The sequence below is a fragment of the Acinetobacter sp. NyZ410 genome, from assembly GCF_022828975.1.
Classification (GTDB): domain Bacteria; phylum Pseudomonadota; class Gammaproteobacteria; order Pseudomonadales; family Moraxellaceae; genus Acinetobacter; species Acinetobacter guillouiae.
In genome coordinates, this window is record NZ_CP094620.1 from 943,040 (window position 1) to 967,803 (window position 24,764).

Annotated in this window: 14 protein-coding genes; 8 read left to right on the forward strand and 6 right to left on the reverse strand. The window is 40.0% G+C overall.

All coding sequences use genetic code 11. The features are described from left to right. Window positions 1–156: 156 nt before the first annotated feature. Window positions 157–3,846 (reverse strand): methionine synthase, encoded by a 3,690-nt coding sequence (gene metH, locus MTO68_RS04405; RefSeq protein WP_244015185.1) that lies wholly within the window; start codon window positions 3,844–3,846, stop codon window positions 157–159. A 259-nt stretch (window positions 3,847–4,105) separates the two neighbouring features. Between metH and MTO68_RS04410 the strand changes: the two genes are divergently transcribed. The 3 genes from MTO68_RS04410 (at window position 4,106) to MTO68_RS04420 (ending at window position 15,002) form a co-directional block, all read left to right on the forward strand. Next, complete coding sequence (locus MTO68_RS04410) at window positions 4,106–11,065, forward strand: YadA-like family protein (protein ID WP_244015187.1); 6,960 nt, start codon at window positions 4,106–4,108, stop codon at window positions 11,063–11,065. 655 nt (window positions 11,066–11,720) lie between these two features. Continuing rightward, window positions 11,721–13,343: an inorganic phosphate transporter gene (locus MTO68_RS04415; protein ID WP_096733332.1), complete on the forward strand. Its 1,623-nt coding sequence runs from the start codon at window positions 11,721–11,723 to the stop codon at window positions 13,341–13,343. Window positions 13,344–13,544: 201 nt separating this feature from the next. Next, window positions 13,545–15,002, forward strand: a complete 1,458-nt coding sequence (locus MTO68_RS04420; RefSeq protein ID WP_244015189.1) for a capsule assembly Wzi family protein — start codon at window positions 13,545–13,547, stop codon at window positions 15,000–15,002. A gap of 180 nt (window positions 15,003–15,182) precedes the next feature. On the opposite strand, the gene MTO68_RS04425 is transcribed toward MTO68_RS04420, so the two are convergent. Continuing rightward, window positions 15,183–15,629 (reverse strand): GNAT family N-acetyltransferase, encoded by a 447-nt coding sequence (locus MTO68_RS04425; RefSeq protein WP_244015191.1) that lies wholly within the window; start codon window positions 15,627–15,629, stop codon window positions 15,183–15,185. A gap of 147 nt (window positions 15,630–15,776) precedes the next feature. Here MTO68_RS04425 and cysD point away from each other — a divergent pair, with 147 nt between their 5' ends. From cysD to MTO68_RS04440, 3 genes are all read left to right on the forward strand, one after another. Next, complete coding sequence (gene cysD, locus MTO68_RS04430) at window positions 15,777–16,685, forward strand: sulfate adenylyltransferase subunit CysD (RefSeq protein ID WP_171066897.1); 909 nt, start codon at window positions 15,777–15,779, stop codon at window positions 16,683–16,685. Between the two features lie 129 nt (window positions 16,686–16,814). After that, window positions 16,815–18,428: a sulfate adenylyltransferase subunit CysN gene (gene cysN / locus MTO68_RS04435; protein ID WP_244015193.1), complete on the forward strand. Its 1,614-nt coding sequence runs from the start codon at window positions 16,815–16,817 to the stop codon at window positions 18,426–18,428. A gap of 372 nt (window positions 18,429–18,800) precedes the next feature. Continuing rightward, window positions 18,801–18,983 (forward strand): hypothetical protein, encoded by a 183-nt coding sequence (locus MTO68_RS04440; protein ID WP_151801211.1) that lies wholly within the window; start codon window positions 18,801–18,803, stop codon window positions 18,981–18,983. Window positions 18,984–19,076: 93 nt separating this feature from the next. Here the strand turns inward: MTO68_RS04440 and MTO68_RS04445 are convergent, their stop codons facing one another. Both MTO68_RS04445 and MTO68_RS04450 read right to left on the reverse strand, forming a co-directional pair. Then, window positions 19,077–19,625 carry a DUF2239 family protein gene (locus MTO68_RS04445; RefSeq protein WP_244015195.1) on the reverse strand — a complete coding sequence of 183 codons (549 nt, stop codon included), beginning with the start codon at window positions 19,623–19,625 and terminating at the stop codon, window positions 19,077–19,079. A gap of 179 nt (window positions 19,626–19,804) precedes the next feature. Beyond that, window positions 19,805–21,292 (reverse strand): long-chain fatty acid transporter, encoded by a 1,488-nt coding sequence (locus MTO68_RS04450; RefSeq protein ID WP_244015952.1) that lies wholly within the window; start codon window positions 21,290–21,292, stop codon window positions 19,805–19,807. A gap of 344 nt (window positions 21,293–21,636) precedes the next feature. Here MTO68_RS04450 and MTO68_RS04455 point away from each other — a divergent pair, with 344 nt between their 5' ends. Then, complete coding sequence (locus tag MTO68_RS04455) at window positions 21,637–22,629, forward strand: NAD(P)H-quinone oxidoreductase (protein ID WP_244015196.1); 993 nt, start codon at window positions 21,637–21,639, stop codon at window positions 22,627–22,629. A 106-nt stretch (window positions 22,630–22,735) separates the two neighbouring features. Here the strand turns inward: MTO68_RS04455 and MTO68_RS04460 are convergent, their stop codons facing one another. Together MTO68_RS04460 and MTO68_RS04465 are read right to left on the reverse strand one after the other, a co-directional pair. Beyond that, window positions 22,736–23,746: a zinc-binding alcohol dehydrogenase family protein gene (locus MTO68_RS04460; protein ID WP_239046366.1), complete on the reverse strand. Its 1,011-nt coding sequence runs from the start codon at window positions 23,744–23,746 to the stop codon at window positions 22,736–22,738. A 210-nt stretch (window positions 23,747–23,956) separates the two neighbouring features. Next, on the reverse strand, window positions 23,957–24,130 hold the full coding sequence (locus tag MTO68_RS04465; protein WP_244015198.1) for a hypothetical protein: 174 nt from the start codon (window positions 24,128–24,130) through the stop codon (window positions 23,957–23,959). A gap of 127 nt (window positions 24,131–24,257) precedes the next feature. Here MTO68_RS04465 and MTO68_RS04470 point away from each other — a divergent pair, with 127 nt between their 5' ends. After that, window positions 24,258–24,758, forward strand: coding sequence for a hypothetical protein (locus MTO68_RS04470; protein WP_004819381.1), 501 nt, complete (start codon window positions 24,258–24,260; stop codon window positions 24,756–24,758). Window positions 24,759–24,764: the final 6 nt, after the last annotated feature.

A 24,764-nucleotide genomic window follows, 5' to 3' on the forward strand; every position in this document is an offset into this window, starting at 1 on the left:
TTGGAAGATGGTCGTCGATTCGAGCTATTCCTCCCTTCTTGCACTTCGTTTTAAAGTAATACTTTAAACTTGTTCAGGGACGAGCTTTCACGTAATTCAATCGAGACGCGCAGTTCCCCTCTTTGAAAAGAGGGGTTAGGGGAGATTTAAATAAATCTAAGCAATCGAGTCATCCAAATTCGGCGCTAACCAACGTTTGGCTTCATCCATGGTCCAGTTCTTACGCTTTGCATAATCTTCTAGCTGATCTAACGCTATTTTACCCACGTTAAAGTATTCAGACTGTTGGTTGGCATAGTAGAAACCACTGACACTTGATGGTGGCCACATTGCAAAACTGCTGGTCAATTGTGTACCAATCTTATTTGTGGTGCCTAACCAATCAAACAAAGACGCCTTTTCAGAATGTTCAGGACAAGCTGGGTAGCCCGGTGCAGGACGAATACCGACATACTTCTCTTTGATTAATTCTTCATTAGAGAGTTGTTCATCTGCCTGATAACCCCAGAACTCTTTACGAATACGTTCATGTAAATGTTCTGCAAACGCTTCAGCAAAACGATCACCCAAAGATTGAGCAAGGATGGCCGAGTAATCATCCCCTTTAGCTTTATATTCATGCGCCATTTCTTCCGCACCAAAAATTGAAACGGTAAAACCACCCAAGTAGTCTTCGGCTTGTGCTTTGGTTGCAACAAAATCAGCCAAAGACAAATTCGGTTTACCTGTGACTTTATCCGATTGCTGACGAATATGATGGAAGGTATGGGTTACAGATTGACCATCTTCATTAAAGACTTCAACAGAGTCTGCGGCTGAACGGTTTGCAGGATAAATTCCAAAAACGGCACGCGCATCGAAACGTTTATTGTCAATAATGTCTTTTAGCATCGCCTGAGCCTGATTATATAAATCAGTTGCAGCTTCACCGACAATCTCATCGTGTAAAATTTTCGGGAATTTACCTGCCAGACTCCAAGAAATAAAGAATGGTGTCCAGTCAAAATATTCCACCAATGTGTCAAGTGGATAATCGGTCAAGGTTTGCAAACCAATAAAGTTTGGTTTTACTGGTGGATTGGCGGCAAAGTCAATTTTTAGACCATTTTCAATGGATTCTATATACGACAATTTAGCTGCTTTGGGTTGCTTATTGGCAATACGTTCACGTACTTTTTCGTATTCAGCACGATGTTCATCGACAAATTTAGGTTTCATTTCAGGAGACAGTAGGGTGGTTGCAACACCCACCGCACGAGAAGCATCGGCAACATAGATCACTGCATCATTTGAGTATTGCGGATCAATTTTTACTGCAGTATGTGCTTTCGATGTGGTTGCGCCACCAATCAACAGTGGGATTTTAAAGCCCTTGCGTTGCATTTCTTTTGCAACAAACACCATTTCATCAAGCGATGGGGTAATCAAACCTGATAAGCCGATAATATCGACTTTCTCATCAATCGCAGTCTGTAAAATTTTCTCGCAAGACACCATGACACCAAGGTCAACAATGTCATAACCATTACATCCCAGTACAACACCGACAATGTTTTTACCAATATCGTGTACATCGCCTTTTACAGTCGCCATCAACACTTTACCTTTGGATTGGCTGCCTGTCTTTTCAGCTTCAATGTACGGGTTTAACCATGCTACGGCTTGCTTCATCACGCGTGCAGATTTGACCACTTGAGGTAAGAACATTTTACCTGAACCAAATAAGTCACCGACCACATTCATACCATCCATCAATGGACCTTCAATCACATCAAGTGGACGTTTGGACTTTAAGCGGGCTTCTTCAGTATCTTCATCAATAAAGCTGGTAATCCCTTTGACCAGTGCATATTCAAGACGCTTTTCAACAGGTTCATTACGCCATTCAAGGTTTTCAACTTGTTTTTGGGCAGCACTTTGACCACGGTACTGTTCAGCAACTTCAAGCAATTTTTCAGTTGCATCTTGACCGCTGTCACCTTGATTCTGATTGAGAATGACATCGTCAACAGCGGCTTTCAGCTCTTTAGGAATATCATCATAGATGGCCATTTGACCCGCATTGACAATCCCCATGGTCATGCCTTGTTTGATGGCATAGTAAAGGAATACAGAGTGAATGGCTTCACGGACAGGTTCATTGCCACGGAAAGAGAATGATACGTTCGACACACCACCAGAAATCATGGCATGTGGTAAGTTTTGTTTAATCCAGCCTGTTGCTTCAATAAAGTCCACTGCATAGTTATTGTGCTCTTCAATCCCTGTTGCGACAGCAAAAACGTTCGGGTCAAAAATAATGTCTTCCGCAGGAAAACCAATTTCATTCACGAGCACATCATAAGAGCGCTTACAGATTTCACGTTTACGTGCGGCAGTATCTGCCTGACCGGTTTCATCAAATGCCATCACAATGACAGCTGCACCATATTGACGGCATAAACGTGCTTTATGGACAAACTCGTCATAACCTTCTTTTAAGGAAATCGAGTTGACGACAGGTTTACCTTGTACACATTTTAAACCTGCTTCAATGATTTCCCATTTAGAGGAGTCAATCATGATCGGTACTTTAGAAATTTCAGGCTCAGATGCAACCAGATTTAAGAAATGTACCATCGCATTTTGCGAATCGAGCATTCCTTCATCCATATTGATGTCAATGATTTGTGCGCCTGAAACCACTTGTTGTAATGCAACATCAAGTGCTTCGGCAAAGTTTTCTTCCCGGATTAAACGGAGGAATTTTTTAGAACCCGTAACATTGGTACGTTCACCGACATTGACGAATAATGAATCGTCATAAATATTAAATGGCTCTAAACCACTGAGGCGACATGCAGGCTTGATGTCAGGGATTTTGCGTGGTGGGATGTCTTTAACCGCATTATAAATAGCACGAATATGGTCAAGCGTAGTACCACAACAGCCACCAGTGATATTGATCAAACCACTTTCAGCAAATTCTTTTAAGAAAGCTGCTGTTTCTTCTGGTGTTTCATCATAGCCACCAAATGCGTTCGGTAAGCCAGCGTTTGGATGCGCTGAAACAAAAACATCGGCAACATCTGATACCGTTTTGACATGTGGACGCATGGCATCTGCACCCAAGGCGCAGTTAAATCCAATTGACAATAAATCGCCGTGACGCACAGAGTTCCAGAATGCTTCAGCAGTTTGTCCTGTTAAGGTACGACCAGAGGCATCAGTAATTGTGCCGGAAATCATCAGTGGTAATTCACGGCCAAGCTGTTTAAAGACTTCTTTTACTGCAAAAATTGCTGCTTTACAGTTTAGTGTATCAAACACCGTTTCGATGAGAAGGATGTCTGCGCCACCTTCAATTAAAGCATGCGTGGCTTCAATATAATTTTCTTTGAGTTCATCAAAGGTAATATTACGAAATGCTGGATCATTCACATTTGGTGAGATAGAGCAGGTACGTGATGTTGGTCCCAATACCCCAGCGACAAAACGTGGTTTGTCAGGGGTTGAGTATTTTTCACAAGCAGCTTTGGCAAGACGGGCAGCTTCAAAGTTAATCTCATGGACTAAATCTTCCATGTGATAGTCAGACATTGAAACCCGTGTGCCGTTAAAGCTATTGGTTTCAATAATGTCAGCACCAGCATCTAGGTAAGCTTCATGAATACCTTGAATAATTTGTGGCTGAGTTAACACCAAAAGGTCATTGTTGCCTTTTAAATCAGATGCCCAGTCAGCAAAGCGCTCACCACGGTAATCAGCTTCTTCCAGTTTATGGCGTTGGATCATAGTTCCCATTGCACCATCAATAATTAGGATGCGTTTGGCAAGAAGCTCTTTTAACGTGGTAAGCGTGGACATTAAAACTCTCAATAAAATCGGATTTTAAAAATAGCCGATATGTTATCAGAATGTAGACTTTCAAGGTACCAATCTTGACACACTTCCTGATGACAGATTTTTGATCTAGACAATTTAAAAAAATTCAAATAATTCATTCTAAAAAATCATGCATTTAGGGGAATACATGATTTTTTTGCACAAGCCTAAAAAAATGTTGAAACTTCAAGTTTAAGTGTTAACTTAATCACATAATTTATTATAAATGTGAGATAAGAATATGAATAAGGTCTATAAAATCGTTTGGAATGAATCTTTAGGCACTTGGTGTGCGATTTCTGAGGTATCCAAGACACGGGGTAAACGATCTTCTGCTAAAACAACTGTTGCAGGTGCGTTATTGGTAGTTTCAGCATTGACTATGTCAGGTATGACCGCAGCGGCTGACAATTATGTGAGTGTCAATGATGGTGGTACGCAAAGCGGTAATTATAATAATGATGGAGCTGTTGCGAGTGGATCAGTCGTCATTGGACCTGATTCAAGCAGTATTGGAGCTTCAGGTGTAGCAATTGGAAATAATGCCGATGTGACGGGTTTACAAGGTGTTGCGATTGGTAATAATGCGCAAGCAGGTTACCAAAGTATAGCATTAGGTTTTGATACTGTAGCTACAGCTTTTAATAGTATGGCACTCGGTAATCGAGCAATTGCCTATACTGACGGTACAACTTTGGGGCAAGGTACTTATGCCAATAAATTAGCCACAGCAATGGGTAATGGTGCATTGGCAGTCGGTCAGGAAAGTACAGCCTATGGTTATAGTGCACTCGCAGGTACAGATTCTTTTAGTCAACCTTCAGCAGGTACTGACCCGGATACGATTGGTAAAGCTTATGCCACGGCTATGGGATCCAGAGCCAAAGCCAGTGCTCAAGGTTCTACAGCAGTAGGCGCAGGAAGTGTGGCTGAAGTTGATAATGGCCTTGCTCTTGGAGCAAATTCAGTAGCAAATACTGGAGCTGGTGTAGCAGGTTATGTGCCAACCAGTGCAAATCAGTCACAAAAAGATGCAATAAATGCAACTCAATCTACATTGGGTGCAGTCAGCGTAGGTAGTGTGGGTAATACACGTCAAATCACAAATGTCGCTGCTGGGACAACAGATACTGATGCTGTAAATGTAGCACAACTGAAAGCGGTTCAGTCAGCCACAGAAACTCATTATGTTAGTGTCAATGACGGTGGTGTGCAAAGTGGTAACTATAATAATGATGGAGCTCTGGGGAAGAATAGTGTTGTCATTGGCATGAATTCTAGAACGACAGTAGATGGTACCAATAGTGTAGTCATAGGTTTGGGGAATGTTTCTGGTGTCGATAATGGCATAGCTGTTGGTACAGGCAATTTTGTTAATGCAACGAGTGGTGGTGTTGCCTTTGGAGTGAATAACAGTTTGGTTAATTTTGGGGGATCAACCGCTGTTGGAATGGGTAACTATAGTGCAGGTGCGGAAGTTGCCATTATAGGAAATAATAATGAGACAATAGGTTCGTTTAATCAACTTTTAGGTAGTGCTAATAAAACGCCGTCAGGCGCTTACCAGAGCATTTTAGGCTATGGAAATAGTATTGAAGGGGCTGATTATAATATTGCAATTGGAACAAAGAATAATATTACTACTAGATATGATACATGGGGAGGCGGAGGTCGTACTATAGCTATTGGGCACAACAATAATATTGATGGTATTGGATCTGGTCTTTTTGGTCAGGATGCTATGATTAAAGGCAATGGATCCTTTAGTTTTGGCAATAGTAATAAGGTAACCAATAATGAAAGTACTGCACTTGGTCTAAGTAATAACATTAGTGGTACTGGAGTCTATGCGCTTGGGGCAAACAATATAGTTGCTCAAAATAATACTTTTGTTATAGGAAATAAAGTTACTACAACTCAAGACAACAGTGTCGTGTTAGGTAATGAATCCACTGATCGAGCTGCAACAACAATTGATAAAGTCACAATTAATGGTGAAGATTATACTGTTGCAGGTGCAGGCTCTGTTGCCAATGGTATCGTCAGTGTAGGTAAAGTAGGTGCTGAACGTCAGATCATCAATGTTGCTTCTGGTGAAGTCAGTGCAACAAGCACAGATGCTGTAAATGGTTCACAACTTTATTCAACCAATCAAGCGGTTGAAAAACTCTCTGCTGGACAAACCCATTATGTCAGTATCAATGATGATGGTACTCAAGGTAATAACTACAATAATGATGGAGCGACGGGTAAAAATGCTTTAGCTGTAGGTGTAGGAGCGAGTGCAACCGGTGAGAGTGCGATTGCTATTGGTCTAAATGCAGGCGCTAACAATGATGGTGGCGGGAATATCAGTGTTGGATCGAACAGTGGACAAAATATTAAAGGCTACTTAAATACAGCTTTAGGTTATGCTGCTGGTCGTGATGTCACGGGAAATAAAAACACAGGATTGGGTTTTGATGCGGGTGGAACTGTTACTGGTGATAGCAATCTTGCTGTGGGGGATTCGGCTGGCGCAAAGGTAAGAGGAAGTAGTAACACAGCTTTGGGTAAGATGTCGGGTTTTAGCGTAAGTGGTAGCGCAAATACTGCGACTGGACTAGACTCTGGCAATGGGGTTAGGGGAAGCAGTAACTCAGCTTATGGTCAGATGTCTGGTCATAGTGTTACTGGCGATAGCAATGTAGCTATTGGTGATACTGCGGGTAATAACGTTACAGGTAACCGTAATGTCGCCTTGGGGCGAGCAGCGGGTCAAGGACTAAGCAATGTAGATGATGCAACCAGTCTAGGAAGTGGCGCAAAGGCAGCTGTTAGTAACAGTGTTGCTTTAGGTGCGAATAGTGAAGCGGTTCGTGATGTAAACAGTGAAGTTGCTTATGTACCACTAGGTACTACGATTGTTGCAGCTAATGCAGCGGGTGGTGAAGTATCAGTGGGGACGGTTGGAAAAGAACGCCGTATTAGCAATGTTGCAGCAGCGAGCCAAGATACGGATGCAGTAAACCTATCACAACTTAAAGCAGTTCAGGCTGCAACAACTACACATTATTTCAGCGTTAATGATGAGGGTACTCAAGCTAACAATTACAACAATGATGGTGCGACGGGTAAAAATGCTTTAGCTGTGGGCATCGGAGCTAAGGCGGCTGGTGAGAATGCAATTGCTATTGGTAATGTCACCAGCGATGCTGCAAATAGTATTGCGATTGGTAATAATAATTCCCTAAGTAATACGGCCAGTTCTAGTACTGCAATTGGGCACAATAACAATGTTACAGGCAATGAGGCTATAGCTTTAGGTGCTAACAATACTGTAAAAGATTTTTCTGGTGTTGCAGTAGGCAGTTATAACAATGCAGAGGGGTATCGTTCTATTGCGGTCGGTGCGGAGAATAAAACTAAAGGTCAATGGTCTTCTGCATTTGGTGTTTGGAATATCGCTGAGGGAGAGCGAGCTACAGTTTTAGGTGCCAATAATACAATTCAAGGTCGTCGTGCTTTAGGTATGGGTGTTGCCAACGAGATTTCAAGTGCAAGTGAATATAGTTCAGCTGTTGGTGCGTTTAATAAAATTACAGACAGTATGAAGTCTTTGACTGCGGGTTTTGGTAATACGGTTACTGGTGGTGAGAAAAATAGTGTTCTTGGGAACGAAAATACACTGAATAATGCCAAGAATACGACTGTATTAGGCAATAAAAACACAGTTGCTCAAGAGAATACTCAAGTTCTCGGTAATAATGTCACAACAACTCAAGCCAACAGTGTCGTTTTAGGAAATGAATCGACTGACCGTGTTGCAACTACTATAGATAAAGTGACGATTAATGGCGATGATTATGCCTTTGCAGGTGTGGGTGCTGCTGCCAATGGCGTCGTCAGTGTCGGTAAAGTGGGTGGTGAACGTCAAATTATCAACGTTGCTGCAGGTGAAATTAGTGCAAGCAGTACAGATGCTGTCAACGGTTCACAATTGTATGCGACAAACCAAGCAGTTGAAAAACTTTATGCTGGTGCAGGGGATACAACTCATTATGTCAGTGTCAATGATGGTGGTACTCAAGGCAATAATTACAACAATGATGGGGCAACAGGTAAAAATGCTGTAGCAGTAGGTGTGGGTGCGAGTGCAACTGGTGAGAACGCGATTGCCATTGGTCTAAATGCAGGTATCAACAATGATGGGGGCTGGAATACCAGTGTTGGATCGAATAGTGGAAAAAATACCAAAGGTCAAAAAAATACAGCTTTAGGTGATGATGCAGGTCGTGATGTCACGGGAAATAACAACACTGGATTAGGGATGAATGCGGGTGTAAACGTTGTTGGTGATAGTAACCTTGCTGTGGGTGACTCGGCTGGTGGTAATGTGGAGGGAAGTGGTAACACTGCTTTGGGTAAAATGTCGGGTATCAACGTGATTGGTACCGCAAATACTGCGACTGGCCAAGAAGCAGGTAGTAATGTCAAAGGGCGTAACAATTCAGCTTTTGGGGTGAAGTCAGGTATTAATGTCATTGGTGAAGGAAACACAGCTATGGGGTTATTATCAGGCACGGATATTACAGGAAGCTATAATACTTCAGTGGGGTATGCAACAGGCGGTAGCAAAGGTAGTTACAACAATTATTTAGGTTATATGACAGGTCTATATTCTAAGGGGGATATGAATAGTGCAGTGGGTCCTTATGCAGGTCAGGACGTTGTAGGTAATAAGAATACGGCTGAAGGTTATTCTGCTGGTATAAACGTTAAGGGTGACAGTAATATTGCCCTCGGTGATTCGGCTGGTGAAAACGTTACAGGCAACCGTAATGTCGCTTTGGGTCGAGCAGCGGGTCAGGGGCTAAGCAATGTAGATGATACAACCAGTCTAGGCAGTGGGGCTAAGGCTACGGTTAGCAACAGTGTTGCTTTGGGTGCAAATAGCGAGGCGATTCGTGATGTAAACAGTGAAGTTGCTTATGTACCACAAGGTACTACGATTGTCGCAGCCAATGCGGCGGGTGGTGAAGTGTCAGTGGGGACGGTTGGAAAAGAACGCCGTATTACCAATGTTGCAGCGGCAAGCCAAGATACTGATGCAGTAAACCTATCACAACTTAAAGCAGCTCAGGCTGCGGCTTCTACTCATTATTTCAGTGTTAATGATGGTGGTACTCAAGGTAATAACTACAAAAATGATGGTGCGACGGGTAAAAATGCTTTAGCTGCAGGCCGTGCTTTAGCGGGTGGTGAATCGTCAGTTGCTATTGGAGATGGTGCATCTGCAAAAGCCGATTTTTCTACCGCAGTGGGCTTTTTGAATACTGTAACTGGTAAAAACTCTACAGCGATTGGTGCGAGTAATAATGTTGCTAAAGATAATACTCAAGTCCTTGGCAATAATGTCACAACGACCCAAGCCAACAGTGTGGTCTTAGGTAACGCATCCACAGATCGTGTAGCAACTGTAGTAGATAAAGTCAGCATTAATGGCGAGGATTATGCCTTTGCTGGTGTAGGATCAACAGCCAATGGTGTCGTCAGTGTCGGTAAAGTCGGTGGTGAACGTCAAATCATCAATGTAGCTGCAGGTGAAATTAGTGCCAGTAGTACAGATGCTATTAACGGTTCACAATTATATGCCACAAACCAAGCGGTTGAAAAACTTTATGCTGGTGCAGGGGATACGACTCATTATGTGAGTATCAATGATGCTGGTAACAAAGCGGGTAATTATAATAATGATGGTGCAAGTGGAGCGCTTGCTGTAGCGCTAGGTGTTGGTGCGAGTGCAAAAGGAGATGGTGCTACTGCGCTTGGCCTTAATTCATCGGCCAAGAGTAAAGATGCAGTTGCGATTGGAACGGATACACGTGCCGAACTGGAAGGTAGTGTTGCTCTTGGTAAAGGCTCAGTTGCTAATACTGCGGCGGGTATCGCTGGCTTTGATCCATTGACAGGGTTTGGTTCTAGCAATACTGGGAGTACATGGCGAAGTAGTGCAGCAGCATTTTCTGTGGGAGATGTCTCAAGGGGGATCACTCGTCAAATTACTGGTGTAGCAGCGGGTACGACAGATACAGACGCGGTCAATGTTGCACAATTAAAGGCTGCAATATCTAAATCCAATGAAGCTAAAGGTTCTACAGAAACTGTAAGTGCAGGTAAAAATACTGAAGTAACGAAAACCACTAAGGCAGATGGCTCAACCGATTATCAAGTTGCAACCAAAGATGATGTAAGTTTTGATTCGGTCACGGTGGGTAATATTAAGGCTGATTCACAAAGCAATACCATCAGTGGTTTGGCTGACGGTAAGGTGAGTGCTGATTCTGATCAAGCCATTAATGGTAGTCAATTGCATGACACCGCTGAAAGTGTTGCAAATGCATTGGGTGGAAATGCAAAAGTTAATCCAGATGGAACGATCAAAACCAGTAATATTGGAAATACAGGTAAAGACAATGTGCATGATGCGATTGCTTCAATACATGGACAGGTTGCCGGTGCTAAAACCAGCGTGTCTGCAGGTAAGAACACGGTTGTAAACAGTAGTACCAATGCGGATGGTTCAAATAACTATCAAGTGGCTTTAGCAGAGGATATTCAGTTAAATTCTGTTACTGCGAATCAAGTCACAGCACAGCAAGTTACAGCGAATAAGGTCAATGTGGGTAAAGTCTCGATTGATGGGACAACCAATAAAGTCAGTGGTTTAGCAAATGGTGAAATTAGCTCAACCTCTACGGATGCCATTAACGGTTCACAATTACACCAAACCAATAGCAGTGTGGCGCAACATTTAGGTGGCGGCTCAACACTGAACAAAGATGGTTCGATTGGTGCACCCACCTACAATGTCGCAGGGGGAACCTTCCATAATGTAGGGGATGCCTTGGGCGCTATAGATACTCGGGTAAGTAATCTGGAACAAGCTTTCTATGACACCAATAAAAACATGGATGACTTGCGTAACGATACTTATGCAGGTATCGCAGGTGCGATGGCGGTAGGTAACTTACCACAACCGACTGAAGCGGGTATGAGTATGGTTAGTGCGGGTGTTTCGGGTTACCGAGGTGAAACTGCTGTGGCAATCGGGGTGAGCGCCATTACTGACAGCAATAAAATCGTCTGGAAAATGGGTGCTTCTGCTGACAGCCGTAGCAATATTGGTGGTGCAGTGTCTATGGGCTATCAGTGGAAATAATTTTAATTAACATAAATATTCAATTTACATTCAGGATCAGCTTTCGGGATGGTCTTAAGTCAAAAACTCAGTGTTTATAAAACGCTGAGTTTTTTATGCAACTTAGACATTGAAAAGTACACGATGGATTGGCGTGTTAGCGCCAGCTTTTCACAATGTGTGAACCTTTCACAATGTGTGAACCTTTGTTCGGATGATCGCTTTATGGGACTGCCACATGCAATGAAAGGCGATTTATTGCTGATGTTGGGTACTTTAGCGAAAGGCAGATTGTTGGGGTTAAACTTGTATAGATTTGATAAATAGGGTTTATGGGAAAATATTTAAAAATAAACTTAACAGCATGTTTGTTTTTTCATCAATTTGTCATAAATTTCATGAAAAATAGCAATGCCAAATGATGAATAGCTTAAATTGGTCTGAAATATTACAAATATTATTTCAGTCTGAAATATAATATTTTGTAAAAAATGTATGGATTTTATTGGTGTAAGATACTAATTATAAATAATAAAAATATTAATTTTGTCGCTTGTATAGCGAAATACTGAAGTGAAATAATTATAAATTTCACTTTATATGACCTCTATTTGTCATATAATTGTCACAATTTAATTGAACAATAAGCGCATTCTAATATTCGCTAACTTTCTGCATGAATTCGAATTTACCTCCCGTCTCAGATTCTGCACAATCGTCTCAAGCTGCTAAATCGACGAATGTCCATGTACCTACACCGAAATTTTTTATGCCGGTGTTTCTGACGATTATCATTGCTACCTTGATTTATATTGGGGTGCAAGTTAGTGCAGATTTAGCACATGTTCCACCGTTAAGCCTTTATTCAGTGATTCTTTTAGCGACAGCGTTATTTATCGCTTTGGGTTTTGAGTTTGTAAATGGTTTTCATGATACAGCCAATGCTGTAGCAACCGTGATCTATACCAATGCATTGCCTGCACCTGTAGCAGTGATGTGGGCAGGCTTTTGTAACTTTCTTGGGGTAATGGTTGCCAGTGGTGCAGTTGCGTATGGAATTATTGCATTACTGCCTGTTGAATTGATCATGAATGTAGGCAGTGGCGCTGGTTTTGCTATGGTTTTTGCCATGCTGATTGCGGCGATTCTGTGGAATTTAGGGACTTGGTTCTTAGGTATTCCGGCATCAAGCTCTCACACCTTGATTGGCTCAATTTTGGGTGTAGGCATCATGAACTACATTTTGCACGCTTCAACGGGTGCAAGTGGTGTAGACATGGATCAAGTGCTTAAAGTGGGTAAAGCATTACTGTTTTCTCCTTTGATTGGTTTTGCATTTGCAGCAATTGTATTTTTGATTGTTAAAAAAATATTTAAAAAACAACTTGAGTTGTTCCAACCCCCTGAAGGCAATAAGCCACCACCACCTTTGATCCGTGCGATTCTGATTTTCACTTGTACTGGTGTAAGCTTTGCACATGGTTCAAATGACGGTCAAAAAGGTATGGGTTTAATCATGCTGATTTTGATTGGTATTGTGCCTCTGGCTTATTCGTTGAATAGAGGTTTAGACCAACAGCATTTACAGTCATTCTCACAATTGTCTGGTCAAACTGCGACGGCAATTTATGCACAACATGCTGATATTCCAGATGAACAAGCACGTGTAACCATCACTAAATTTATCCAAACCAAAGAAATGAACCCTGAAGTTGTTCCTGCATTGGCCAGTTTGACTGATCATTTGGGCGAGCGTGTTGGTAAATTTGGTGATCTAAAAGATATCCCAGAAGCTGAAGTATCTTCATTACGCAATGATATGTACTTAAGCACCACGGCTTTTAAACGCTTGGATAAAGCGGATCAACTTCCAAAAATGGATGAAGCTCAGGGCAAAGTGGTAAAAGAATATCGCAAAAACTTAGATTCTTTCCTCCAATATATTCCAAACTGGGTAAAAGTTGCTGTGGCATTGGCACTGGGTTTAGGAACAATGGTGGGATGGAAACGTATTGTGGTTACTGTGGGCGAGCGTATTGGTAAACATCATATGACCTATGGTCAAGGGATGTCTGCTGAACTTGTGGCAATGTCGACAATCGCTGCTGCAGATGGTTTTGGTTTACCCGTTTCAACGACTCATGTACTCAACAGTGCGGTTGCGGGAACCATGGTTGCCAATAAAACTGGATTGAATTTTGCAACAGTCAAAACGATTCTTTCTGCATGGATTTTTACCTTACCTGCAACGATTTGTTTATCGGGCGGTTTATTCTGGTTATTTTTAAAAGTATTTTAATTTAAAAGTTAGAGATGGCGATTATTTTAAAAGCTGAATGATCGTTATTATCTGAATTTAAAAGAAAATGAGTGCACTTCGGTGTACTCATTTTCATTTGGATAATGGAATTTTAAAATATGAATAACACAATTTCACCATTGAAAAAAACTTATAAAAAAATTAAGGTGTGGTTGTAAATCAAACTTGAGAAAAATGAGCATGTATTTAAGAAAATCACTTTGTGCTGCTGTATTACTTGGAATGTCTTTACCTGTATTTGCACAGGGAATCGTATTAAATAATGAAGATCTTCGCACAGATTTGAACTGGTTAAATCAGCAAGGTGTGATTCAAATCAGTACATCGACTTGGCCAATGAGTGGGGATGAAATTCAACGTGCCTTATCTCAAGCAAAAGTTTTAAACAATACACAACAAAAAGTTATTGATTCAATTCAAAATGCATTAAAAGCGGATAATCAAACCGCAAAATTAGGTTTATTTGCCGAAACCGATCAAAAAAATATTCCTCAAGCTTTTGGGGATCGTGCAAAAGCACAGTATGTGGGTTCATTAGAATTTAATGCAGGCGGTGAAAACTGGGATGCAAAGCTTCGTGTGAATGGTGAAAAAGATCCGCACATTGACAATGGTCATGATGTCAATGTGGAAGGTTCATATATTGCAGGGAAGTTGTGGAATCAATGGGTTATTGCGGGTCAAATCCCAACATATTGGGGGCCAGGACATGATGGTAGTTTGATTCGTGGTGATGCCAGCCGTCCAGTTTATGGTTTTACAGCACAGCGTGCTGAACAAAAAGCTTTTGAATCTAAATGGTTGTCTTGGATTGGTCCTTGGCAATATCAAGCATTTGCTGGGCAGTTAGATGATTATAAAGCCGTTCCAGATGCCAAATTACTAGGATTTCGTTTAACAGCACAACCATTGCCCTATTTAGAATTAGGCGCTTCACGTACTTTACAATGGGGGGGTGAGGGACGTCCAGAGAATTGGGATTCATTATGGAATGCTATAAAAGGGAATGATAACTTTGAAAATGGTGATGAAGACAAATCTAATCAAATCGCAGGTTTTGATGCCCGTTTAAATTTACAAACGTTATTAAATGTCCCCGTCAGTGTATATGGACAGTATGTGGGAGAAGATGAAGCAGGCATGCTACCTTCAAAAAAAATGTATTTAGCCGGTACCGATTATTCCTCAAGTTTTAAAAACATGCCATACCAGCTTTATGTTGAATGGGCAGATACAACAACAAATGGTGATCCATTAGGTATTTCTTATGGCCACCGTGTTTACGGAGATGGTTATTATCAGCATGGCTTCCCATTGGGACATGCAATGGGTGGTGATGGAGAAATGATTTCTGTAGGCGGAAATATTCGTTTTGATGTGATGAATCGTTTATCTGGACGTGCAATCTATGCCAAAGTCAACCAATCGGCAGGAATATTTGGAGATCATGAAATTAATTTAGCCTTCCCAGAAAAAGACAAAATTAAAGCATTAGATTTAACTTGGACACATTATATTAAACCGACCATGCCATTAAAAATTAATGGTTGGGTGAGTGATTCTGATGTACATGGCAATGATGCAGGTGCTTCTGTAGGAATTGAAATTCCTTTAGATAAAGCATTATTCGGCCATTAAGCCCTGAGTTATCGGCTGTATATACTAATTTTAAGCATATACAGTTTGATAAGTTGGGACTAAGCTAAAATCGCTTCTTTAAAATTTTTACAAAAGAAGCGATTTTTAGTTTTAGATTGAATTATTTGATATGCAGATCTTCAATTTTTTTAAAGGCTGACTTGAAAAAGGTGAGCTTTTTTATGCTAATGCTTTTTTATATTGGATAAATCCTGTTTTACTCGCAATACGATCATAAAGGTGTTGGGCGCTAATATTGGATTCTTGAGTGAGCCAATAAACACGGTCAAACTTTGTTGCGCAGACCTGATAACAATGCTCAATTAATTGTCGTGCTAAACCTTGATTCCTAAAAGCTTCATCCACAAATAAATCTTGTAGATAACAATAGGGTAAATCTGTCCACATGCTCATATGTGCAATCAAATGTACAAAGCCAACCACTTGTCCATTTACTTTGATGGCAAAACCAAACATATCAGTTTGTTCAGGATTTGTGATTCGCTTCCAAGATAATCTTATTTGTTCGTCACTGAGTTGTGATTTATAAAATGTTAAATAGCCGCGCCAAAGTGGGAGCCATTGCTCAAAATCAATCTGTTCTAGCGCAATAATTTGTGTGGTCATACCGATCTCTTGTTGTTGCTTATGATGTTTTTATATATGAATATAAAAAAACAAGCAAAAGGGTTGAGGTGTAAATCACTATAATGAATATAAATTTTAATATGTGTAATAAGTACACGTTTTTGTGAGCTGGTGCTGTCAATGCCTATATCTGAGGAAAGACTTACTCATCTAAAACAGCTTGAAGCTGAGAGTATTCATATCATCCGTGAAGTTGCTGCTGAGTTTGAAAATCCAGTGATGCTTTACTCAATCGGGAAAGACTCAGCTGTCATGCTGCATCTTGCTTTAAAAGCATTTTATCCTGCTAAACTTCCTTTCCCACTGTTGCATGTCGACACAGGCTGGAAGTTTAAGGACATGATTAAATTCCGTGACAACATGGCAAAAGAACACGGTTTTGATCTGATCGTGCATCAAAACAAAGAAGGTAAAGATGCAGGCGTAAACCCATTTGATTATGGTAGCTCAAAATATACTGATATTATGAAAACCCAAGGCTTAAAACAGGCATTGGATAAATATCAGTTTGATGCTGCATTTGGTGGTGCACGCCGTGATGAAGAAAAGTCACGTGCAAAAGAACGTGTTTATTCTTTCCGTGATGCTAAACATCGTTGGGATCCTAAAAACCAACGTCCAGAGCTTTGGAATCTTTATAACGGTAAAGTCAATAAAGGCGAGAGTATCCGTGTATTCCCATTGTCAAATTGGACTGAGTTAGACATTTGGCAATATATCTACCAAGAAAGTATTCCTTTGGTACCTTTGTATTTAGCAGCTGAACGTCCAGTTGTTGAACGTAGTGGTACGTTGATCATGGTGGATGATGAACGTATGCGTTTAAAAGAAGGTGAAGTTCCACAAATGAAATCGGTACGTTTCCGTACTTTGGGCTGTTACCCGTTGACAGGTGCAGTTGAATCAACGGCAACAACATTACCTGAAATTATCCAAGAAATGCTTTTAGCCACCAGTTCTGAACGTCAAGGTCGTATGATTGACCATGATGAAGCAGGTTCGATGGAAAAGAAAAAGCAAGAAGGCTATTTCTAAGTATTTTTATATGAATCTCCCCCTAACCCCTCTTTATAAAAGAGGGGGGAACTCCAGCAAGAAAACGGAGGACTTAGGAGGATTTAAAGATATAGCAACCGATTTCAAAATATTGTGGAGCTTTGAGCAATGTCTCATCAATCAGAATTGATTAGCCAAGATATCTTGGCATATTTAAAACAGCACGAAAATAAAGACCTGTTAAGATTTTTGACTTGCGGTAATGTGGATGATGGTAAATCAACGTTAATTGGTCGTTTACTTTACGATTCAAAATTGATTTATGAAGATCAATTACAAGCAGTAACCCGTGATTCTAAAAAAGTGGGCACAACAGGTGATGCACCTGATTTGGCCTTGCTTGTCGACGGTTTACAAGCTGAACGTGAGCAAGGTATTACCATTGATGTGGCTTATCGTTATTTTTCTACTGAAAAGCGTAAGTTTATCATTGCTGATACCCCAGGGCATGAGCAATATACCCGTAACATGGCCACAGGCGCATCTACCGCAGATCTTGCAATCATCTTAATTGATGCTCGTTATGGCGTACAAACACAGACTCGTCGTCATACCTTTATTGCGAGCCTATTGGGTATTCGCAATATCGTAGTTGCGATTAACAAAATGGACTTGGTTGAATTCTCTGAAGCGCGTTTCAATGAAATTCAAGTTGAGTACAATAATTTTGTTAATCAATTGGGTGAGCGTAAACCTGCCAATATCATCTTCTCGCCAATTTCTGCATTGAATGGCGATAACGTTGTAAATAAATCCGAAAATACGCCGTGGTATCAAGGTAAAACCTTGATGGAAACATTGGAAACTGTTGAAATTACACATGATGTAAGCAAACATGAATTCCGCTTCCCTGTGCAATATGTGAACCGTCCTAACCTCGATTTCCGTGGTTTCTGCGGTACGATTGCTTTAGGTGAAATCAAAGTTGGTGATGAAATTGTGGCTTTACCGTCTGGTAAGAAGTCAACAGTGAAAGAAATTGTCACTTTTGATGGTAACTTAGCGCATGCTATTGCGGGTCAAGCTGTAACGCTAACCTTAAATGATGAAATCGATATTTCGCGTGGTAACGTGCTGGTTAAAGCGGGTGAGCAACCGCTCATTTCCCGTTCTGCTCGTGCTTCTGTGGTATGGATGAACGATCAGCCCTTAGTGCTTGGTAAACTTTATAATGTGAAGTTTGGTACACAAACCATTCCGGCTAAGGTTGCGAAAATTAATTATCGTACCAATGTCAACACATTGGAAAAAATGCAAGTTGAGCAGCTTGATTTAAATGCGATTGCAGATGTAACGATTGAGTTTGATGCGCCAGTGGTATTTGACCGTTATCATGACAGTCGTTATACGGGTTCTTTTATCTTTATTGACCGTTTAAGTAATGTGACTGTTGGTGCGGGTATGGTTGAAGCTGCGGTTGAATGGACTGCACACAATGAACCTGTCACTGCTGAAGCTCGTGCTGCACGTTTAGGTCAAAAACCGGCTGTAGTTGCTGTATCTGCTCAAGTACTTAAACATGCACAAGCTCTTGAAAGCTTGTTGATTCAACAAGGTGTTGTTGCGATTGCAAAAGTAGGTTTATCAAGCGATCAAGTTGCATTGCTTCGTCAAACTGGTGTTGTGGTGGTGACGGATGTTGAACAGGGTGCTGATGTAGCATTTGCTCAAGAAGCAGTTGAAGAATTGGCTGAAAAAATTGTGGAATTGGTTCGTCTTTAACAGATTGGATTGATTGAGAGAAGCCCACCAGAAGGTGGGTTTTTTGATGCAAAAAATTTAATATATACAAGATAATATTAATCAACATCATATAGATTAAAGCATTTTTAATTTTGCATTGTTTAATACTTAGAGCATATATCTTATTATAAATAAAGGGATTTTAAAATTTTTATCTTCAGCAAGAGTCAACTAGTACTTTTTTGCAGTGCTCGACTGAATCTATTTAGAATTTCAATGAACGGTACGGTTGTGAAAGCTTTAAAATAAGAAGAATTAACATTGATGGAATGTGATCAAAACAGACTTGCAACAGTACAAGCAATAAAATTCAGTTTTAATTCAAGTTGAGATTTAATAGTAGGTCATGTAATGAAAGCATTTTTCCTGATTGGTATTGCAAGCGTATTGACAGCCTGTGCCTCAAACCAACCGAAAATACAGGAGCCGACCAAAGAATGCCGAAACTATCATGCAATGATGACGGCACCTATGGATCCGATGGCAATGCAACGTTTAAAACAAGCTTGTGATGAGTCCGAACAACAAAAATAATTTAATGATCAATCGTGTGCCGATGATTATAAAAAATGCGCTAATCCCAAAGGCTTAGCGCATTTAATTTTTATATAGTTGCGAATATTGTAGTTAAAAAGCATGTTGTGTTTTTAAAATCAAATACGCCCGTAAATCGTTTGGATAGTCGTTAATCAATTCTAAAAACAGCGCTTGATTACCTTGATATAATGCACGAGTGGCTTCCTCATAATTGGGCATATTGCCTGACATTGCTGACATAAAACGATCAGTTGCCTGTTTTGCCAACATTTTATTACTTGCTGAATCGGGGTTATTTAACTCTTGGTCAATCAATTTTCGAATCACGGCAGATGCACTTGAACTTTGTTGATCTAACCAATCCCAATGCTTTTGCTGCAAAGTGATTTCACGAGAAATTACCCCTAATTTAGGACGTCCAACTTTTTTAACTGCTTCAGGTTCAGCATAACGTTGTTGAATATCTGCTGTAGATCCTATGGTATTAACATCAATGGCTTGGCCAGTTTGATCATTAAAAATCAACACAGGTGTGGAAGTGTTTTGTTGAGTCTTAATGGTTAATGCCACGTTTAACAAAGAATCAGTGATTAAACGGTCATTGCCAATAAAGGCAGTGTAGGTATTTTCAGTATTCATTTTAAAACCTTTAGATATTTTTATCTGGGTAAAACTAATTTGTGTTTGAATATTATCAGGGTAAAATTAAATTAGCAAACAAAAAATGATCAATATGGTTTTTTGATGTTTAAAAATGGCAATAAAAAAGCATGTAAATCGTTAAGAATTACATGCTTACTTGTCAAAAATATAATCAATTAAAAGCGATAACCTATTTTTAAACCATAAGCGAGCGCATGGTTATCTGTAAAATCAGCAACATAGCTTGTTTTACCTGCCTGTGAAGCGATTTGCCCTTCAGCATCACCTAACCAAAAATATTTAACACCACCAGCAATAAAGGTCTGAGCTGTAGGGCTAAATTGAGCACCAATACCCACATTCCAATAACCTTCAGTTGGCCCAAGTGCTGTAACTGGATTTCCTGCACCAGAGTCCCAGCCTACAGAAACATTAGCCATCCATTGCTCGGTAAGTTTACGTCCTACACCAACATTGGCAGACCATTGATCTTTAGAATACGACAATAAATCAAAACCATTGGGTTGCGCGACAGAAGGCAGCTGTCCGACGATTTTAGAAATTGCACCAAATTGAACGGGCTGAATCCTAAAATTTTTCCAATTTACCCAGCGTACATTGGCAAAAGCAACAGTGTCTTTCATAACACCACTTTGTAAATCTAAATTCACCGATTGAGGTGTGGTGATTTTAGATTCACTCTTGCTACTGGCAATTTTATTTGCCACAGCATCAGAAATGACACCAAGTTTAACCAGTGCGGGTAAGCTTGAGATATTTTCAGTCGTCGCAGTTTCATGGTCAATTTCAGAACGGTAGGTTATAGCAGTTTTGAAGGCAATTTCGGGAATTTGATAAGCAATACCTGCGAGCCAGCCGATACCACTATCTTTTTTCATGGTTGCATCATAACCATTGTATACACTGGTGGCTTGACCTCTTAAATGCAGTTCTCCTTCAATGGTTTGATAAACACCTCCTGCATATAAATTTAAATTTTTTATAGGTTGATAACCAAAAATCATACTGAGACTTTCTGAATCTACTTTAGCTGATGTATTACCTTTACCAAGATAAGCTTTAGTGGCATCGACTTGGTTGCTAATCTCTGCTTTAACGCCAGTATTAATCTGGTTTTTTACCGTTTCATTGGTGTTGTATGCATTAAGCGTTTGATTGTACTTGATTTGACCTTCGGCCGAATTTAAGTTAACCCCTTGAGCTTGCAATGTTAGCGCGACTTTTTGTTCCGAACTTAAAGCAGAAAATTTTTGATCAATCATTGAATTAAGTAATTTTTGATCTAGTATCGTTGTCTTATCATCTGTGACAAAAATATTATTGCCAGCGTATTTTACTTTTGCCCCAAAGGGTTGATCGTATAACAAACCAAATGAAACTTTGTCTGCGATTTGCAATTTGATTGCTGCATTTGGAAAATAGTAGTCATCTCCCATATCTTGAATATTACGACGAGTCGCTGAAACATCTGCTTCTTTACCCGTCACCGTTGGATCTAGTATTGAAATCCCTGCTTCAAAATAATGATTAGGTTGAAGGAATGCAGAAATAGATTGTCCTGATCTATCCATTGCTGCTGCATAGAGTGCTGAACTCGGTATATAAATCGAGAAGAGCGCAAGCAGTACTTTGTTGATTTTCATCATTATCAGCTCCTTGATAATATGTTTTATTGAGTTTATTTTTATTCCAAATTATAGATTGAAGCTTAATCACATACGCTATGATTGGTATGAACATAGCAAAAATACAATTTGAATCAAGTGCTAAACTGGACATTGTGACTAAATGTTTATGTCATTTATGCAAGTCTTTATTTTAAAGCTGTTTTAGCCAGCTTTTAGCTATATAAACAATTGAAAACTATATTTTTGTAAGGATACCCACGCTATTTTGTAGACATTGGTGGCGAAATATTTGCACATGCACTGGTTTATGTTCAAATACAGAAAACATGAAAAGTAATGAATGGAATAGGAAAGAAAGTATGTCTACAAAGAATATGCAACAGGTCATTATTACAGAACCCGGTGGTATAGAAAAACTGGCTTATGAAACGGTAGAAATTCCTCAACCCAAAGCAGATGAAGTTTTGGTTAAAGTCCATGCATTTGGGATTAATCGGCCTGATATTTTACAGCGTCAAGGCTTATATCCTATGCCAAAAGGGGTGACACCTGTTCCCGGTTTGGAAGTTGCTGGAGAAGTGATTGCAGTAGGTGAAAATGTCACTTTATTCACAGTGGGGGATAAGGTTTGTGGATTGACCAACGGTGGTGGTTATGCAGAATATTGTGTCGTGCCAGAATCTCAAACCATTAATATTCCAGAAGCTGTAAGTTTTGTTCAAGCTGCAGCAATACCTGAAACCTTCTTTACCGTATGGGCCAATGTTTTTCAAATGGCGCATGCCAAAGAAGGTGAAACACTATTGGTACATGGTGGCTCAAGTGGTATTGGTACAACCGCGTTAATGTTAGCGCAATCATTCGGTTTGAAAAGCTTTGCAACTGTAGGTTCTGATGAGAAGATTCAAGCCATTCGCCATTTGACCGATGCGATTAATTATAAGACTCAAGACTTTGAACAAGTCATTTATGAAAAGACCCAAAATGAGGGTGTCGATATTATTCTTGATATGGTTGGGGCGCCTTATCTAGATCAAAATCTAAACCTACTTCGTAGAGACGGGCGTTTGGTTTATATCGCATTTTTGGGTGGTGCAAAGGCTAAAGAAGTAAAATTAGGGCAGATTATGATGAAACGTCTTACTATTACTGGTTCAACAATGCGTGCGCGTACAACTGCTGAAAAAGCTGAAATTGCCAAAGGTTTGATGGAAAAAGTCGTTCCACTGTGGGCAAAAGGTGAATGTTTGCCCATGATTTATAAAACATTTAAGTTTGATCAGATCCAAGCTGCGCATGCATGTATGGATACTGGTGAGCATATTGGTAAAGTTGTGGTGGAAGTGATTTAAGCTCACGTTGTTATACAAAACTTTAAGCTTTTGCCTTTGTTTATAAATGTGTAAGGCGATTTCAATCTAACTCATACAGATTGAAGTCGCCATTAAAAATCAGCGATTAAAAGCCTGCTAATACGATCTTACCAATGCTTTTACCTGACTCAATTAGTGTATGAGCTTGGGTTATATGTTCAACATTGATTTGACCGAGGTTTTGTCCCAAAGTGGTTTTGATTCTTTGGTCATCAACTAATTTTGAAACTTTATTTAAAATATCACCTTGTCGGCTGAGATCTTTGGTTTGGAATGTAGAGCGGGTAAACATCGATTCCCAATGAACAGAAACAGACTTAACTTTAAACGGGTTAATGATAAAGTTTTCAGGATCATCAATTAAACCAAAATGACCTTGGGGTGCAATCAAATTGGCAATGGCTTGTGTATATCGCCCTGTACCATTAATTGAAAAAATATAATGAGGTAGCCCAATATTCAAGTCTAGGATTTGCTGTTCTAATGGTTGGCTATGATCCACAATATAATCTGCGCCAATTTCAGTCAGCCATGCTTTAGATTCAGGGCGGGAAGCTGTGGCAATAACAGTAAATTCAGTCAGTACTTTTAACAATTGAACCGTAATAGATCCTACACCGCCTGCAGCGCCAATGACTAAAATCACAGGTTTTTCAACTTTGGTGTCTTGGATTTTTAAACGGTCAAATAACATTTCATATGCGGTGAGCGACGTTAATGGTAAGGCTGCGGCTTCTGCATCACTCAATGATTTAGGTTTTAGTCCCACGATACGTTCATCGACCAATTGGAATTCAGCATAAGAACCTTGTCTTTGGTTTGAACCCGCATAAAAAACTTCATCGCCCACTTTAAAATTTTGAACTTTTTCTCCGACTGCTTTCACGGTCCCAACCGCATCATGACCCAAAATTTTCCAAGTATCATTGTCTGGCGAAGTGCGCTGTCGCATTTTGATATCGACTGGATTGATTGAAATGGCTTTGACCTCAATCAGTAAGTCATGACCTGTTGCAACTGGCTGTTCGATTTCGATTTCGGAAAAAACATTGGCTTCTGAAATTGCGAATGGTTTTTTATAAGCAACAGCTTTCATAAGGTTTCACTTTTTATTGGCATATCAAATCAATAGCAAAAAAATCTCAATTAAGAAAGCAAAAAATTGTCAGTTTATGCTTATTGATAAGATTTTATCGAATGGTCTTAATCAAGAAATTTGGACAGTAACAAGCGTATAGGCAAGATAAACAATTGCCAGCATGTGTAAAGCGGCAAGGTCAGCCAATTTCCATGATTCAAGGTGCGGTTAAAAGTTTGTCGTTCCTTTTGATAAACCGCCGGTGTAATTCGGTAAGCAAATACGAATAAAACCACTGCTAGCACAAGGAACAGAAGTCGTGGTTGTTGAGCAAAATAAAAATAGATGAGATACAAGGCGGAATAACAAACTGGTACAAGCGAGTAGGGCTAAAACAGACATTGAAATATCATCCTTTATTATTATTTGATCAGGTCGAGATACATCGCAGTAGAGTAACATTATCTCTGACTTAATTTTAAAATTGTGCGAAAATACAGTTTCTATTTATTTTTGTTTTAGGACTCCCATGACAGATTCTTCTGCTTCATTAAGTGATATTGAAATTTTAGACATTCTTCAGTCGATGAAATCGGATGAACTGAATGTTGAAGCACAAAAAATCATTCGTGATGGTGGAAAAGCAGGGCGTCAAGAAGCACATAAACAGGCATTGGTTGCTTTACATCAAAGCTTTGAAGACAAACTTGTTGAAGCAGTGACTTTGGCTTTAAATTTAAATGAAGCGCAAGCCAAGAAAATTCGTTATAAGAAAGATCGTGTCCGTATTTTAAAAGCAAAAGGTATCGATTATTTAGCCATTGATGGTGCAGAAACTGCTCAAGTGCTATCGCAAGTTGCTCAAGCGATTATTCGTGAAGATGCCACCGTGACGCGTGACCTGCATAATATTTTTCCTTTCTGGAAAGAAGGCTGGCCAATGGTGCAGTTCGATAGTGCCTATAAAATTTTAGAAGATGACATTTCAATTCATTATCAAGCGTTGCTCGATGTCTTGATTCATCCTTAATTGGAT